This is a genomic window from Mycobacterium sp. (assembly GCF_044223235.1).
Lineage (GTDB): Bacteria > Actinomycetota > Actinomycetes > Mycobacteriales > Mycobacteriaceae > Mycobacterium.
On sequence record NZ_JBGAME010000014.1, the window covers coordinates 74,189 to 88,808 of the forward strand.

Consider the following 14,620-nt stretch of genomic DNA (forward strand, 5'->3'; position numbering starts at 1 on the left):
TACAGCGAAGTTTCAATTGTAGTTGATCTTTTCGGCCCCCAGACTGGTGGTGCTCCCAGGAAAGAACCGAAAGGACAGGCAATGACGATCATCGAGAACGGCGAGAGGACCGGCGAGCAGACCAAGGAGCGCTGGGACCCAGGTGTGCAGAGCTATGCGGGTATGGGCTACTGGAACCCCGACTACATCCCCAAGGAGACCGACGTGCTCGCGGTCTTCCGGGTGGCCCCGCAGGACGGCGTCGACCCGATCGAGGCCGCCGCCGCTGTCGCCGGCGAATCCTCCACCGCCACTTGGACTGTGGTGTGGACCGACCGCCTCACCGCCAACAGCCACTACCAGGCCAAGGCCTACCGCGTCGACGAGGTGCCCGGCCGCCCCGGCGAGTACTTTGCCTACATCGCCTACGACATCGACCTGTTCGAGGAACGCTCGATCGCGAACCTGACCTCGTCCATCATCGGCAACGTCTTCGGGTTCAAGCCGCTCAAGGCACTTCGCCTGGAGGACATGCGCATTCCCGTCGCCTACACCAAGACCTTCCAGGGACCGGCCCACGGGATCGTCATGGAACGCGAATACCTCAACAAGTACGGCCGCCCGCTGCTCGGCGCGACGATCAAGCCAAAGCTGGGGCTCTCGGCCCGCAACTACGGCCGCGTCGTCTACGAGGCCTGCCGCGGCGGGCTGGACTTCACCAAGGACGACGAGAACATCAACTCCCAGCCGTTCATGCGCTGGCGCGACCGTTTCCTGTTCGCCATGGAGGGCGTCAACCGCGCAATGGCCGAAACCGGCGAGACGAAGGGCCACTACCTCAACGTCACCGCGGGATCCATGGAGGAGATGTACGAGCGGGCCGACTTCGCCAAGGAACTCGGTTCGGTGATCGTGATGATCGACCTCACGATCGGCTACACCGCGATCCAGTCGATGTCCAACTGGGCCCGCGCGAATGGTGTTCTGCTGCACCTGCACCGGGCCGGGCACTCGACGTACACCAGGCAGAAGACGCACGGCGTCAGCTTCCGGGTGATCTCGAAATGGGTCAGGCTGATGGGCGTCGACCACGTGCACGCCGGCACCGTCGTCGGCAAGCTGGAGGGCGACCCGGCGACCACACGCGGCTTCTACGACACCCTGCGCGAGGACAAGGTTCCGACAAACCTGCAGAACGGCATCTTCTTCGACCAGGACTGGGCGTCGATGCCCGGGGTCATGCCGGTGGCCTCCGGGGGCATCCACGCCGGCCAGATGCATCAGCTGCTCGACCTGTTCGGCGACGACGTCATCCTCCAGTTCGGCGGCGGCACGATCGGCCACCCGTACGGCATCGCCGCGGGCGCCGAGGCCAACCGGGTTGCGCTGGAGGCCATGGTCAAGGCCCGCAACGAGGGCCGCGACCTGCTACGCGAGGGACCCGAGGTGCTCCGCAACGCCGCCAAGTACTGCCAGCCGCTGGAGGCCGCGCTGTCCACCTGGGGCGACATCACCTTCGACTACACCAGCACCGACGCACCCGACTTCGTGCCGACCTCGACGCCGTCGTGATCAAGAACAGTCCTCACCCCCTTCCGACTCCTGAGAGGAGCACACCATGAAACTCCGCTACGGCACGTTTTCCTACCTGCCCGACCTCACCGACGAGGAGATCGGCGCGCAGGTCCGCTACGCCCTGGACAGGGGCTGGCCGGTGTCGATCGAGTACACCGACGATCCACACCCGCGCAACATCTACTGGGAGATGTGGGGTCTGCCGATGTTCGACCTGGCCGAGCCCGACGGGGTGCTGGCGCAGATCAACGAGTGCCGCACCGCATTTCCCGGCCACTACATCCGGGTGTTGGCCTACGACGCGAGTTTGAACAGGCAGTCGACGGCCATGTCGTTCCTGGTGCAGCGGCCCGGGAATGAGCCGGGCTTCATCCTGGAGCGAGTCGAAGGTCCCGACCGCACCCAGCGCTACGCGGTCAAGTCATACGCGACGACACGGCCGAGCGGCGAACGGTACGCGGGCGAGTGATGTAATGAACGCGCCCAAGGGATTCGGGTATCCACCGGAGCCGCTCCGGCGGCGACATTCAGCGGGGCCCTCCACGAACGGGCCGGTGCAGAGCGCCGAACCAGAGGAGAACCCGGCGGCTCCGGTGATCCTCGGGGACGACGCGGTGCTCGATCTCTCGGCGGACGAGGCGGCGGTCAGGGTCGAGCAGACCCTGGCCGCCCTCGACGCCGAGCTGATCGGCCTGGCGTCGGTCAAGCGCCGGGTCCGCGAGATCGCCTCGCTGCTCCTGGTCGACCGGGCCCGGCGACAGTTCGGGCTCGTCACGTCGAAGCCGACGCTGCACATGAGCTTCACCGGCGGCCCCGGCACCGGCAAGACGACGGTCGCGATGCGGATGGCGACCATCCTGCACGCGCTCGGCTACATCAGGGCGCCGCGCGTGCACGCGGTCACCCGCGACGATCTGGTCGGCCAGTTCATCGGACACACCGCGCCCAAGACCAAGGAGGCGCTCGCCCGCGCCGCCGGCGGGGTGCTGTTCATCGACGAGGCGTACTTCCTGTTCCGGCCGGAGAACGAGCGCGACTACGGACAGGAGGCCATCGAGATCCTGCTCACCGAGATGGAGAACGAGCGGGGTGACCTGGTGGTCATCTTCGCCGGCTATCCCGACCGGATGGCCACCTTCTTCTCGGCGAACCCGGGACTGAGTTCTCGGGTGCCCCATCACATCGCGTTCGAGGACTACGACCACGGCGAGCTGATGCAGATCGGGAACTTGATGGTGGAGTCGGAGGGCTTCCGGATGTCCGACGCCGCGCGCGCCGCATTTTCCGAATACCTCACGCGCAGAATGGAACAACCGCGCTTCTCCAACGCCCGCAGCGTCCGCAACGCCATCGAGCGCTGCCGGTTGCGCCAGGCCAGGCGGCTCGTCGCGCTCGACCGGCCGCTCGGCAAGGCCGACCTCATCACGCTGGAAGCCGAGGACGTCTACGGCAGCAGCCTGTTCGCGGACGAGGCGACTGGTTGACCTGGGCGGTGCATGTCGGTCGGCGGTCAGTCGGGTCCTAGCCGGGGCAACCCTCCGGCCGCCGCCGGCCGTCGCCCCGCCGACACACAGGGACGCGCTACTCCCAGTAGTGGCATTTCGCCTCCCAACCGGCTGGCCCACAGGGTTGGACCTGGGTTGGGTCACGTAAGGCGCTGCAAGAGCACAACCATCGCCGTCGGGGCTGAACGCCACCGACGACACCGCATAGTTGGAGCCGATAAGCGGTTCGCCGATCGGTTGGTGGGTGGGCACATCCCACCGGGCACTCACCGCACCAGAGCGGACGGCTGTCCCGGCGCGGTGGGTGCGCGGTCTGTGGCAGGTGTCGGGGTGATGGGTGTCGCGCCCAAAACCAGGTACGGATCCGTATGCTCACGCACCATCGTTGCCTTCTGCGAAACGAGATGCGTTGGCTCCCAGGGGATTGAGGGCCAGCCGGGAGCCACCGCGGTGCGACGGTCGATCCGACATCGATGCCGGCAGGGCCCGGTTTCGGCTCATGAGGCAGCGCCCAGGAGGCTCACGGACGCGCGCTTTTGCGACGAAGGCCCAGCGACCGTCAGGACGGCTCCGGTGTCCGTCCTGACGGTCGGCCGGGCTTGGCGACGACGTTGGTGCACGGGTCCACTTCGACATGCCACCGCTAGTGGCGGTACGTGCGCATACCGACTCCGGACGCTGGAGGCGGAAGCGGTCACGCGACATCGGGAGTCATGGTGGCCGGAACAGGACGTCGTTGCCTGCTGATGATCATCGGTGAGGCATCACCTCCCTTGAATGACAGTGGCTTTCGCGAGATCTCGGGTGGCGACGGAGGAGACCGCTGGGTGGCCCATAGCGGGGTCGCCGGCCTGCGTCGCACCGGCCGCCTGCCACGGTCGGCTGGCATCGGTCGGCTTGGCCGCCGCCCTGCGGTGCTGGTGACGCCGACGCAGGGCGGGGTGAGCCGGGACGCGGGAAGGTCGGCCAGTTCGCGCTCCCATAGGGCTTCGTCCTGCTGCAGGCGGATCCACTCGGCCTCCACGATCGCCGCCGCCTCATCGAGCAGACTGGTAGCCCATCCGGTGTTGGTCGCCATGTCTCTTACCCCCTTCCCCGGATCTGCGCCTCCGGCCCAGCCGGTCAGGTGCGACAAAGTTAGGCGTTGATGGCTTGCTTCTCGGTGTCGCTGGTGATCTGGATACGGCGCGGCTTGGCCTTCTCGGCGACCGGGATGGTCAACCGCAGCACCCCGCCGCCATAGCTGGCCTCGATCGCCTCGGTGTCCAGCGTCTCGCCCAAGAACAGCTGCCGGCTGAACACGCCGCGCGGGCGCTCGGCGGACACCATCTCCCGGTCGGGATCCAGATCGGGCCGTGTGGCATGCACGGTGAGCACATTGCGCTCGACGTCCAGACCCAGGGAATCCTCGTCCACGCCCGGCAGATCGAACTCGACGATGAACTTGTCCCCGTCGCGCCAGGCATCCATCGGCATCACCGCCGGGCGCGCGGCGGTGCCCAGCACCTGCTGGGCGAGGCGATCGAAGTCGCGGAACGGATCGGTGCGCATCAACATGATCTCTCCCTCCTAACCCAATCTTGCTGTTCGGTAGATCTATGTGATCTGCCATAGGTTTCTTATAGCACTGGATCAAGTTCTGTGCAAGGATGAGATCAAACTTTTTGTTGGTGGCGAAATGGAGCGGGTCGGTGCCTGACGATCCCCTGGCGCGGTCAGCGCGCGGCGTGTACGGCATCTCGGTTGCCTCAGAGTTGACCGGCATTGATCCGCAGACCCTACGTTTGTACGAGCGGCGCGGACTGCTCACCCCGGCGCGCAGCGACGGCGGCACTCGCCGCTACAGCGATGACGATCTGGATCTCCTGGCGCGGATCAGCGACCTTGTCGCCCAAGGCATCAACATCGCCGGCATCGCCCAGATCCTGCATCTGCAACGCCGCAACACCGAACTGGAATCCGACAACAGCGATCTCAAGTCCGAAAACGCCCGACTGCGATCCAAGGAGCCGACAACCGGACGAAGGCCGGCAAATCGCTGACGATCGAACTCGACTCGACGACACTCCGTTTGCCCCACCGGTCGAGATATGCCCCAAGCTCCGCCGCGACGAGGTCAACCACGGTGACGTCCTCGTGGCTCGTGGGCCGCCGCTCGCGGTGACTTCGGCGTCGAGCCTGCCCGGACCGAGTCGTACTTCAGCAGATGAGCGAGTCTGGCGTTGTCGGTCAGGTCGATGACCGCGATGATGTCGATGTCGGCGCCGCTGCCCGGAACGGGGACACACCGAAGCCGTTGTTTCCGACGCGAATTGCCAAAGTGATACTCCTGATTCGGTTCAGGCGGGTCGGGTGTTCAGCGCGCCTTGTTGCGCCGCTCCAGCAGCCGCCACAGCATCGGCGTGAAGATCAGCTGCATCGCCAGATCCATCTTTCCGCCAGGGCACACGATGGTATTCGGCCGAGACATGAACGAGTCGTGCAGCATCGACAGCAGGTACGGAAAGTCGATACCGCGCGGATTGGCGAATCGGATGACGAGCATCGACTCGTCGGGCGTCGGAATCGTCCGTGCGACAAACGGGTTCGACGTGTCGACCACCGGGATCCGCTGGAAGTTCACGTGCGTGCGCGAGAACTGCGGACACATGTAGTTCACGTAGTCATGCATGCGGCGCAGGATCGTCTCAGTCACCGCCTCGGTCGAGTAGCCGCGTTTGGCCTTGTCCCGGTGCAGCTTCTGCGTCCACTCGAGATTGATCACGGGCACCACACCGATGAGCAGATCGGCGTACTGCGCGACGTCGACCTTCTCCGTCACGACCGCACCGTGCAGACCCTCGTAGAACAACAGGTCCGTACCCTTCGGGAGATCCTCCCACGGTGTGAACGTCCCCGGCGACTGACCGTAGGGCGCCGCCTCCTCCTCGTCGTGCAGATACTTGCGGACGCGACCGGAGCCGGTCTCACCGTAGACGCGGAAAAGGGTTTCCAGTTCCTCGAACAGATTGGCATCGGCGCCGAAGTGGCTGAAGGTATGGTCGCCCTCGGCGAGCGCCCTCGCCAACTCCTCCTTCATGCCCTTGCGGTCGTAGCGGTGGAAGCTGTCGCCCTCGACGAAGGCGGCGTCGACGTCCTCGCGGCGGAAGATCTGCTCGAAGGTGCGCATCACCGAGGTGGTACCCGCCCCGGAGGAGCCGGTGATGACGACGACGGGATGTTTGGCGGACATGGACTCTCCTTAGGTGCCGGCGCGGTACAGACCGCGCATGCCGTACAGCGGGTGCCATTGCTCGATGGGCTGAGGCGGGAGTTCGTTGTGGTAACGCATGATTCGCTCGACCTCTTCGCGACAACCAAAGATGAATGCGATCCGTTGGTGCAGCGAGGTGGGCGTAACGTCGAGGATGCGTTCGCGCCCGGTCGAGGCCAGACCGCCGGCCTGCTCGATCAGGAACGCGATCGGACTGGCCTCGTACAGCAGCCGTAGCCGCCCGGGCTTGGCCGGGTCCTTGGTGTCTCGCGGGTAGAGGAAGACTCCGCCGCGGGTCAGGATGCGGTGCGTCTCAGCGACCAGCGATGCCACCCAGCGCATGTTGAAGTCCTTTTCGCGCGGCCCGGCGACACCGGCCAGACACTCGTCGATGTAGCGCAGGACCGCGGGCTCCCAGAATCGCCTGTTCGAACTGTTGATAGCGAATTCTTTTGTGGTAGAAGGTATCTGAATATCCTGCCGGGTCAGGAAGAACTCGCCGAGGTCGGGATCCAGGGTGAAGCCGTGCACCCCCGTCCCGACCGTGAGCACCAGATGCGTGGCAGGACCGTAGACCGCGTAGCCGGCCGCGACCTGCCGCACCCCGGGTTGCAGGAAGTCCTCCGGCGCGGCGGCCTCGCCGGGCACCGGGGCGCGCAGGATCGAAAAGATGCTTCCCACCGACACGTTGACGTCGATGTTGGACGAGCCGTCGAGCGGGTCGAAGGTCAGCAGGTACTTTCCCCGCGGATACCGCGGTGGGATCGGATACGGGTCGTCGAGCTCTTCCGACGCCATGCCGGCGAGCTGACCTCCCCACTCGTTGGTGCGCAGGAAGACGTCGTTGGCGACGACGTCCAGCTTCTGTTGCTGCTCGCCCTGGACGTTCACCGCGCCCGCACTGCCGATGACGCCGGTGAGCGCTCCCGACGCGATCCGCTTCGAGATCGCCTTGCAGGCCAGGGCGACGTCGTGGAGCAGCGCGTTGAGTTCTCCGCTCGACTCGGGATGACGTCGGCGTTCCTCGATGAGGAACTTGGTCAGCGTGGACCGCTCGGTCAGCATGTCATCACTCCCCTTCGTCGGTATGCGTCGAGCACACCAGCGACGGCGGTGAGCGACATCCTCTCCAGGGGTGAGGAGGGGGGTGGTGACGGTCTCCCGCCTTCACAACCGGGCGCGCCCGGTCACGGCACGCCATCGTCTGCGCCGACTTCCGCACGGTGGTCGTGGAATCGCGAGCGCAGCCCTCACGCAGAAGTCGGCGCGCGAAAGGCCGCGCAAGTGGGCCGCGCGAGGATAAGGCGGCTCAGACGTGCGTGCGACCGGCGGCTACGCGGGGAGATCCACCCGCAGCGCCACGTGCTCGTCGAGGATCCGGCGAAGCGCCGCGTCCATCGGGTGGGCGGCAGCCAGGTCGCGGCCCAACCGGCTGTCCACGGCCATCACGGTGTTCTGATGCGGCCTGCTGATCTCGACCTCGTCGACGAACGGGTCGAACATCGTGCGTGGCGTGGCCAGGTAGTACAGCTCCCGGTGGGCATCGCGAAGGGCGGCGGCGTACAGCAGTCCGTGCTGGGTGATGACGAACATCTCCGACGCGAGCCGCGGTCTGCGGGTCTCGGCCTCGCTCCAGGCCATCGCCGCGCGCCTCGCCTGCTCCAGCCGATCCGAAACGTCGTCGGTGAGCGCGAACAGGCTGTGGATGCGGGCCTTGCCGACCGCCGGATACGTCCCGATCGTCGGCTTGAAGTACCGCTGGAACATCTCGCCGAAGAAGTCGTACAGTTGCTCGCTCATCGCGGCTCCCCAGGGTTCGACACGGATACCTCGATTGTGCGCCCGCGACGCTGTGCCGGCCATGCCTTTCTCGGTTCTCAGAGTTTGTCGGGGTTCTCTCGCTACGCCGCTCAGGAATCCGACTCCTCGACCGCGGTCATCCGGGCAGCCACGAGCAGGGCGCGCGTGAACACCGACACCGGCGCCCCGGCGTTGGTCACCACCGCGACGGTGGCGGTGACCGAGGGATCCGCCAGCCGCAGCACCGCGGTGTCGGCGGCCGGTCGCACGGCGTGCAGCCAGGTTCGCGGCACGATCGTGGCCCACCTGCCCGTACCTACCTGGGCGAGCAGCGACGCCACGGAATCGGCCTCCAGCCGGGGCGACACCGCCAGCCGGCGGCCGGCGAGCGCCTCATCGATGAGCTGGCGGCCGCGCATCTCGGATGCAGCAGGCACAGGGGCATTTCCAGCACGTCCGGCCAGCTGATCGTGTCCGCGGGTCCGCTGATCAGGTCGCGGTTGGCGACCAGGACCTGCTCCTCCCGGTAGAGCGGAGCGACGAGCAGTTCTTCGGCATCTTCGCGCTCGGTGCGACCGCGACCATCCCGGCGGGCAGTGTCGCGCCGCTGGCGGCGGTGTCGATCTGCGCGACGACCGCGGTGTTTTGCCTGCTCGTGAGCACAGCGGGCGGCGCAGACCGTCGAGCCGCGGGCGGCGCAAAGCCTGGGGCCGACAGCCGCACACCCGCATCACGTCCGCCGGGCGCCCTGGCCCACGCCGATGCCAGAGGCAGGGCGGACCGCAGCGTCGACGGTGTGGGAAAGAGCAGAGCGATCACGACGAGCGCCAGCGCCGCCGGACCGAGGTGACCGGCGTCGCCGTCGGGATGACGGTCGCGCTGGCCACCCGGGGTCTGGGCGCGGGTCAGCCCTCCAGCTCACCCTCGGTTTCCAGCAGGACCTGACGCAGTCCGTCCAGGGTGGCCGCGTCGGGGTCGGCCCACATGCCCCGGCCCGCCGCCTCGAGCAGCCGCTCGGCCATGCCGTGCAGCGCCCACGGGTTGGATTCGGCCATGAACTTGCGGTTCTCCGCGTCGAGCACGTACTCCTGCGAGAGCCGCTCGTACATCCAGTCGGCCATCACGTGCGCGGTAGCGTCATAGCCGAAGAGGTAATCGACCGTGGCCGCCATCTCGAAGGCACCCTTGTAGCCGTGCCGCCGCATCGCGGTGATCCAGCGCGGATTGACCACCCGGGCGCGGAACACCCTGACGGTCTCCTCCGACAGCGTGCGGGTGCGCACCGCGTCGGGCCGGGTGTTGTCGCCGATATAGGCCTCAGGCGCCCGCCCCGTCAGCGCCCGCACCGTGGCGACCATGCCGCCGTGGTACTGGAAGTAGTCGTCGGAGTCGGCGATATCGTGCTCACGGGTGTCGGTGTTCTTGGCTGCGACGGCGATTCGCCGGTACTGCCGGTTCATATCGTCGCCCGCGGCCGCACCGTCCAGTCCACGCCCGTAGGCGAAGCCGCCCCAGGCGGCGTACACCTGAGCGAGGTCGGCGTCATCGCGCCAGTTGCGGCTGTCGATCAGCTGCAGCAGGCCCGCTCCGTAGGTACCCGGCTTGGACCCGAATATTCTTGTGGTGGAACGTCGTTGGTCACCGTGCTCGGCCAGGTCAGCCTCGGCGTGGGCCCGCACGAAGTTGTCGGTGGGCGCCTCGTCGAGACCGGCGACCAACTGCACGGCGTCGTCGAGCATGGTCACCACGTGTGGGAAGGCGTCGCGGAAGAAGCCGGAGATCCGCACGGTGACGTCGATGCGGGGCCGCCCGAGTTCGGTCAGCGGGATCGGCTCGAGGCTGACCACCCGCCGCGACGCGTCATCCCACAGCGGCCGGACACCTAGCAGCGCAAGGACTTCGGCGATGTCGTCGCCGGAGGTGCGCATGGCCGAGGTGCCCCACACCGACAGCCCGACCGACCGCGGCCAGTCGCCGTGGTCATTCCGATAGCGAGCCAGCAGCGAATCGGCCATCGCCACACCGGTTTCCCACGCCAGCCGCGACGGGACCGCCTTGGGGTCAACGGAGTAGAAATTGCGTCCCGTCGGCAGCACGTTGACCAGTCCGCGCAAGGGGGATCCCGACGGCCCGGCCGCGATGTACCGGCCGTCCAGCGCGCGCAGCACCTGGCCGATCTCGGAGGTGGTGCCCGCCAGGCGCGGCAGCACCTCGGTGGCGGCGAAGCGCAGGATGTCCGCGATCACCGGATCGTCGGTGAGGGTGCCGACCGCGGCGGCGTCCCAGCCGGTGTCCTGCAGCGCGGCGACCAGTCCGCGCGCACGTCCCTCGGCGGCGTCGACCGCGGCGCGCTCGTCGTTGCCGTCCTCGGCCAGTCCGAGCGCCTGGCGCAGACCCGGCACCATCTGGTCGCCGCCGAACAGCTGGCGGGCCCGCAGGATCGCCAGCACCAGGTCCAGTTCGGCGTCGCCGACGGGCTTCTGACCCAGCACGTGCAAGCCGTCGCGGATCTGCACGTCCTTGATCTCGCACAGCCAGCCATCCACGTGCAGCAGCATGTCGTCGAACGAGTCGTCGCCGGGGCGTTCGTCCAGACCCAGATCGTGGTCCATCTTGGCCGCCCGCATCAGCGTCCAGATTTGTTGGCGGACCGCGGGCAGCTTGCCGGGATCCAGCGCCGCGACCGAGGCGTGCTCGTCGAGCAGCTGCTCCAGCCGGGCGATGTCGCCGTAGGTTTCGGCGCGCGCCATCGGCGGGATGAGGTGGTCGACGAGGGTGGCGTGGGCGCGGCGCTTTGCCTGGGTCCCCTCGCCGGGATCGTTGACCAGGAACGGGTAGATCAGCGGCAGATTGCCCAGCGCGGCGTCGGTCGCGCAGTCCGCGGACATGCCGAGGGTCTTACCGGGCAGCCATTCGAGATTGCCGTGCTTGCCGAGGTGCACGATGGCGTCGGCACCGAAACCGCCGGCATCCCGTGCTGCGCCGAGCCAGTGGTAGGCCGCCAGGTAGTGGTGGCTGGGCGGCAGGTCGGGGTCGTGATAGATGGCCACCGGATTCTCGCCGAAGCCGCGTGGCGGCTGCACCATCAGCACCACGTTGCCCGCCGGCATCGCGGCGATGACGATCTCACCCTCGGGGTCGGCGCTGCGGTCGACGAACAGCTCGCCGGGCGGCGGACCCCAGTGCCGCACCACCGCATCGGCGAGCCCGGCGGGCAGCGTGGCGAACCAGGCGCGGTAGCGGGCGGCGGGCACTCGGATCGGATTTCCCGCCAGCTGTCCGTCGGTCAGCCAGTCGGGGTCCTGGCCACCGCGCTCGATGAGCGCGTGGATCAGCGAGTCACCATCGCCGGAGGCGACGCCGGGGATGTCGTCGATCGTGTAGCCGGCGGCGGTCATCGCCTGCAGCAGGGCCACCGCACTGGCGGGGGTGTCGAGACCGACGGCGTTGCCGATCCTGGCGTGCTTGGTCGGATATGCCGAGAACATCAGGCCGACCCGCTTGTCGGCGGCGGGGATCGCCCGCAGCCGGGCGTGGCTGACCGCCAGCCCCGCGACACGGGCGCACCGTTCCGGATCGGCGACGTAGGCGATCAGGCCTTCGTCGTCGATCTCCTTGAAGGAGAACGGAACCGTGATGATCCGGCCGTCGAACTCGGGGACGGCCACCTGGGTCGCGACATCCAGCGGCGACAGCCCGTCATCGTTGGCGTTCCACCGCTCGCGCGAACTTGTCAGGCACAGGCCCTGCAGGATCGGCACGTCCAGGGCGGCCAGATGCGCCACATCCCAGGTGTCATCGCTGCCGCCGCCGACGGCCGACGCAGGCGTGGCACCGCCGGCCGCCAGCACGGTGGTGATCAACGCGTCCGCCCCGCGCAGCGTATCCAGCAATTCGGGCTCAGCGGTGCGCAACGACGCGCAAAACACCGGAAGGGGCCGCCCGCCCGTGTCCTCGATAGCGCGGCACAGCGCCTCGACGTAGGCGGTGTTGCCCGCGAGCTGCTGCGCCCGGTAGTACAGCACCGCCACCGTCGGGCCCGCCGCGGATGCCGTGTCGGTGGGGCGGTCGAGCACTCCCCAGCTGGGGGTACTCACCGGTGCGCCGAAACCGAAACCCGTCATCAGCAGGGTGTCGCAGAGGAAGGCATGCAGGTTGCGCAGGTTGTCGGTGCCGCCGTGGGCCAGGTAGACGTGGGCCTGCACCGAGACCCCCTTGGGCGCCGTCGAATGCCCCATCAGCTCGGCGTCGGGTGATTGCTCACCGCTGACGACGACGGTCGGCACCCCGGTCGCGGTGACCGCGTCGATGCCCTCGGGCCAGGCCCGGTAGCCGCCGAGGATGCGCACCGCGACGACGTCGGCGGCGTGAAGCAGCTCGTCGAGTTCGCCGTCGACGAGCCGCGACGGATTGGCCCACCGGTAGTTCGCCCCGCTGGCGCGGGCGGTGATCAGGTCGGTGTCGGATGTCGACAGCAGCAGGACGGTGGGTTCAGGCACCCACTATTCGTACCGCAATCCCGTCATCTGTCGTTGCTGCCCCAACGCTCGTGCCATGACTGCGGGTAAGGCTTGCCGATCAGCGCGACGAGCACGAGCACCAGACCGACTGCGATGAGTGCCAACATTGTGGTGCCTTCCATGACATCCGCCGCTGTTGGGTACAGCGGTTCTCAGGAAACTACGGTTCTCCGACCCGAAACCGACCGGGTTGTGGGTGAGCAGACAGCCCGCTCACTAATATGACCGCGATCACACTCGCGGAGTCGAGGACGCGTCGCTGGCCTCGGCGTCGACCCGGCCTTGGCCGTGGTGGTCGGGATCGTGATGCTTCCACGAGGTGCCCGACGTGTCGGGGGTGGCGGATGTCGTGCTGGTGGTAGCCGCCGGGATCGGGGCGGCGCGCGGGGAGCCAGAGCCGCGCCGATGCCCGCGGAAGTCGGCTGACCGGCGTCGACGAATCCCAAATCAACGTTCTGCAGACAACAATCGAGTAGGGATCTGCAAAACGTCGATCTCGGGGCTCAGGCCTGGGGACCTGGGGGCGATCACACTCGCGGAGTCCACTCCAACGGGATTGTCCTGCAAGTGTTTACGCGCGAAGGCTGCTACAGCCGCCACATTTCACGGCCCATCAACGACCGCTCGAATTGTTGCCCGCGGGGCTCGCGGCCGTGGCGGGGAGGCCGGCGATCTGCCTCGACCTCCACCGGGCACGGGTTCGTCCAGCCAGGCCGGACGTCGGGACGTGTCGCATCACGGGGACCCACCCGGCTAACACCGCGGCGGGCGCGCACTCCGATCCTTAGAATTGCCGGCGAGACCATGAACCGAACGCGCGATCACGACACCTGCCCCGGCGCACTGAGCATGCACCGGGCGGCGGACGGCGCACTGGCGCGGATCCGGCTTCCCGGCGGCATGATCGGCCCGGCACAATTGACGGCGCTGGCCCACGCGGCGACGCAATTCGGCTCCTCTGCAATGGAACTGACGTCACGGGGCAATATCCAGATCCGCGCCGTCTCGGACACCGCAGCGGTGGCCGACGCGGTGGCCGCCGCCGGATTGTTGCCGTCGGCCACCCACGAGCGGATCCGAAACATCGTCGCCTCGCCACTGTCCGGACGGGTCGGCGGGCTGGCCGACGTACGGCGGTGGGTGCACCAGCTCGACACCGCCATCCAGGCCGAGACCGAGCTGGCCGCGCTGCCCGGCCGCATCCTGTTCGGCATCGACGACGGCCGCGGAGACATCTCGGGGCTGGCGGCCGACGTCGGAGTGCACGCCGTCGACGCGGACACCGCCGCGCTGCTGCTGGCCGGTCACGACACCGGCGTGCGGCTTGCCGCCGCGGATGTGGCGGCCACGGTGGTTGCTGTGGCTGCCCGATTCGCGGCGCTTTGCGGCGAGGCCTGGCGGATCGGCGAGCTCGCCGACCCCGCCCCGCTGCTTGCGGACCTGACGCCGTCGGCGGCGCCGCTCGGCCCGTGGCCGGTCACCTCGACCCCGCCGGTGGGCTGGATCGGCCAGGACGACGGGCGAGTCACCCTTGGCGCCGGGGTGTCGCTCGGGGTGCTGCAGGCCAGGGTCGCGGAGTTCCTGGCGGCCATCGAGGCGCCGATGGTCATCACGCCATGGCGCTCGGTGCTCGTATGCGACCTCGACGAGGGCGTCGCCGATGCGGCGGTGCGGGTCCTGGCTCCGATGGGATTGATCTTCGACGCGGCCTCACCGTTTCTGGCGGTCAGCGCCTGCACCGGAAGTCCCGGATGTGCCCACTCGCTCGCGGACGTGCGCGCCGACGCGGCGGCAGCCGCGCAGACCACAGCGGCGGCAGCCGCGCAGACCACAGCGGCGGCAGCCGCGCAGACCGCAGCGGCGGCCCACCGGCATTTCGTCGGCTGCGAACGCGCGTGCGGGGCGCCGCCTGCCGGCGAGGTCCTCATCGCAACCGAGCACGGCTACCAGCCACGGGTGCGCCCATAGCTCACCGCGCACCGTAGGGT

The 14,620-nt window shown here is 68.1% G+C and carries 13 protein-coding genes and 1 pseudogene; 6 read left to right on the forward strand and 8 right to left on the reverse strand.

The genetic code is table 11. The annotated features are described in order from the left end of the window. The first annotated feature begins 81 nt into the window (after positions 1–81). The 3 genes from ADBZ6K_RS17140 to ADBZ6K_RS17150 all read left to right on the forward strand — a co-directional run bounded on the left by ADBZ6K_RS17140 (position 82) and on the right by ADBZ6K_RS17150 (position 3,038). Positions 82–1,551, forward strand: coding sequence for a form I ribulose bisphosphate carboxylase large subunit (locus tag ADBZ6K_RS17140; protein WP_526348783.1), 1,470 nt, complete (start codon positions 82–84; stop codon positions 1,549–1,551). 46 nt (positions 1,552–1,597) lie between these two features. Beyond that, the gene (locus ADBZ6K_RS17145; protein WP_526348785.1) at positions 1,598–2,023 is read left to right on the forward strand and encodes a ribulose bisphosphate carboxylase small subunit; all 426 of its coding nucleotides are present in this window, start codon (positions 1,598–1,600) and stop codon (positions 2,021–2,023) included. A gap of 85 nt (positions 2,024–2,108) precedes the next feature. Continuing rightward, entirely contained in the window at positions 2,109–3,038 is a 930-nt protein-coding gene (locus tag ADBZ6K_RS17150) for an AAA family ATPase (RefSeq protein WP_526348787.1), read from the forward strand. A 715-nt stretch (positions 3,039–3,753) separates the two neighbouring features. On the opposite strand, the gene ADBZ6K_RS17155 is transcribed toward ADBZ6K_RS17150, so the two are convergent. Continuing rightward, positions 3,754–4,137 (reverse strand): hypothetical protein, encoded by a 384-nt coding sequence (locus ADBZ6K_RS17155; RefSeq protein ID WP_526348789.1) that lies wholly within the window; start codon positions 4,135–4,137, stop codon positions 3,754–3,756. Between the two features lie 59 nt (positions 4,138–4,196). Then, positions 4,197–4,616 carry an Hsp20/alpha crystallin family protein gene (locus tag ADBZ6K_RS17160; RefSeq protein WP_526348791.1) on the reverse strand — a complete coding sequence of 140 codons (420 nt, stop codon included), beginning with the start codon at positions 4,614–4,616 and terminating at the stop codon, positions 4,197–4,199. 134 nt (positions 4,617–4,750) lie between these two features. On the opposite strand from ADBZ6K_RS17160, the gene ADBZ6K_RS17165 reads away from it, so the two are divergent. Beyond that, on the forward strand, positions 4,751–5,101 hold the full coding sequence (locus tag ADBZ6K_RS17165; protein ID WP_526348793.1) for a MerR family transcriptional regulator: 351 nt from the start codon (positions 4,751–4,753) through the stop codon (positions 5,099–5,101). A gap of 108 nt (positions 5,102–5,209) precedes the next feature. Here ADBZ6K_RS17165 and ADBZ6K_RS17170 read toward each other — a convergent pair. From ADBZ6K_RS17170 to ADBZ6K_RS17190, 5 genes and pseudogenes are all read right to left on the reverse strand, one after another. Beyond that, positions 5,210–5,378 (reverse strand): annotated as a pseudogene (locus tag ADBZ6K_RS17170) (type I glyceraldehyde-3-phosphate dehydrogenase); the annotation flags it as partial. Between the two features lie 37 nt (positions 5,379–5,415). After that, positions 5,416–6,291, reverse strand: coding sequence for a phosphoribulokinase (locus ADBZ6K_RS17175; RefSeq protein WP_526348795.1), 876 nt, complete (start codon positions 6,289–6,291; stop codon positions 5,416–5,418). 9 nt (positions 6,292–6,300) lie between these two features. Then, the gene (locus ADBZ6K_RS17180; RefSeq protein ID WP_526348797.1) at positions 6,301–7,377 is read right to left on the reverse strand and encodes a class 1 fructose-bisphosphatase; all 1,077 of its coding nucleotides are present in this window, start codon (positions 7,375–7,377) and stop codon (positions 6,301–6,303) included. A 267-nt stretch (positions 7,378–7,644) separates the two neighbouring features. Beyond that, positions 7,645–8,112, reverse strand: a complete 468-nt coding sequence (locus tag ADBZ6K_RS17185; RefSeq protein ID WP_526348799.1) for a glucose-6-phosphate dehydrogenase — start codon at positions 8,110–8,112, stop codon at positions 7,645–7,647. A 110-nt stretch (positions 8,113–8,222) separates the two neighbouring features. After that, positions 8,223–8,549, reverse strand: a complete 327-nt coding sequence (locus ADBZ6K_RS17190; protein WP_526348801.1) for a LysR substrate-binding domain-containing protein — start codon at positions 8,547–8,549, stop codon at positions 8,223–8,225. On the opposite strand from ADBZ6K_RS17190, the gene ADBZ6K_RS17195 reads away from it, so the two are divergent. Beyond that, on the forward strand, positions 8,537–8,962 hold the full coding sequence (locus tag ADBZ6K_RS17195; protein ID WP_526348803.1) for a hypothetical protein: 426 nt from the start codon (positions 8,537–8,539) through the stop codon (positions 8,960–8,962). The genes ADBZ6K_RS17190 and ADBZ6K_RS17195 overlap by 13 nt on opposite strands. 55 nt (positions 8,963–9,017) lie before the next feature. On the opposite strand, the gene cobN is transcribed toward ADBZ6K_RS17195, so the two are convergent. Then, positions 9,018–12,611 (reverse strand): cobaltochelatase subunit CobN, encoded by a 3,594-nt coding sequence (gene cobN, locus ADBZ6K_RS17200; protein ID WP_526348805.1) that lies wholly within the window; start codon positions 12,609–12,611, stop codon positions 9,018–9,020. An 825-nt stretch (positions 12,612–13,436) separates the two neighbouring features. Here cobN and cobG point away from each other — a divergent pair. Beyond that, positions 13,437–14,600: a precorrin-3B synthase gene (gene cobG / locus ADBZ6K_RS17205; RefSeq protein ID WP_526348807.1), complete on the forward strand. Its 1,164-nt coding sequence runs from the start codon at positions 13,437–13,439 to the stop codon at positions 14,598–14,600. Positions 14,601–14,620 lie beyond the last annotated feature (20 nt).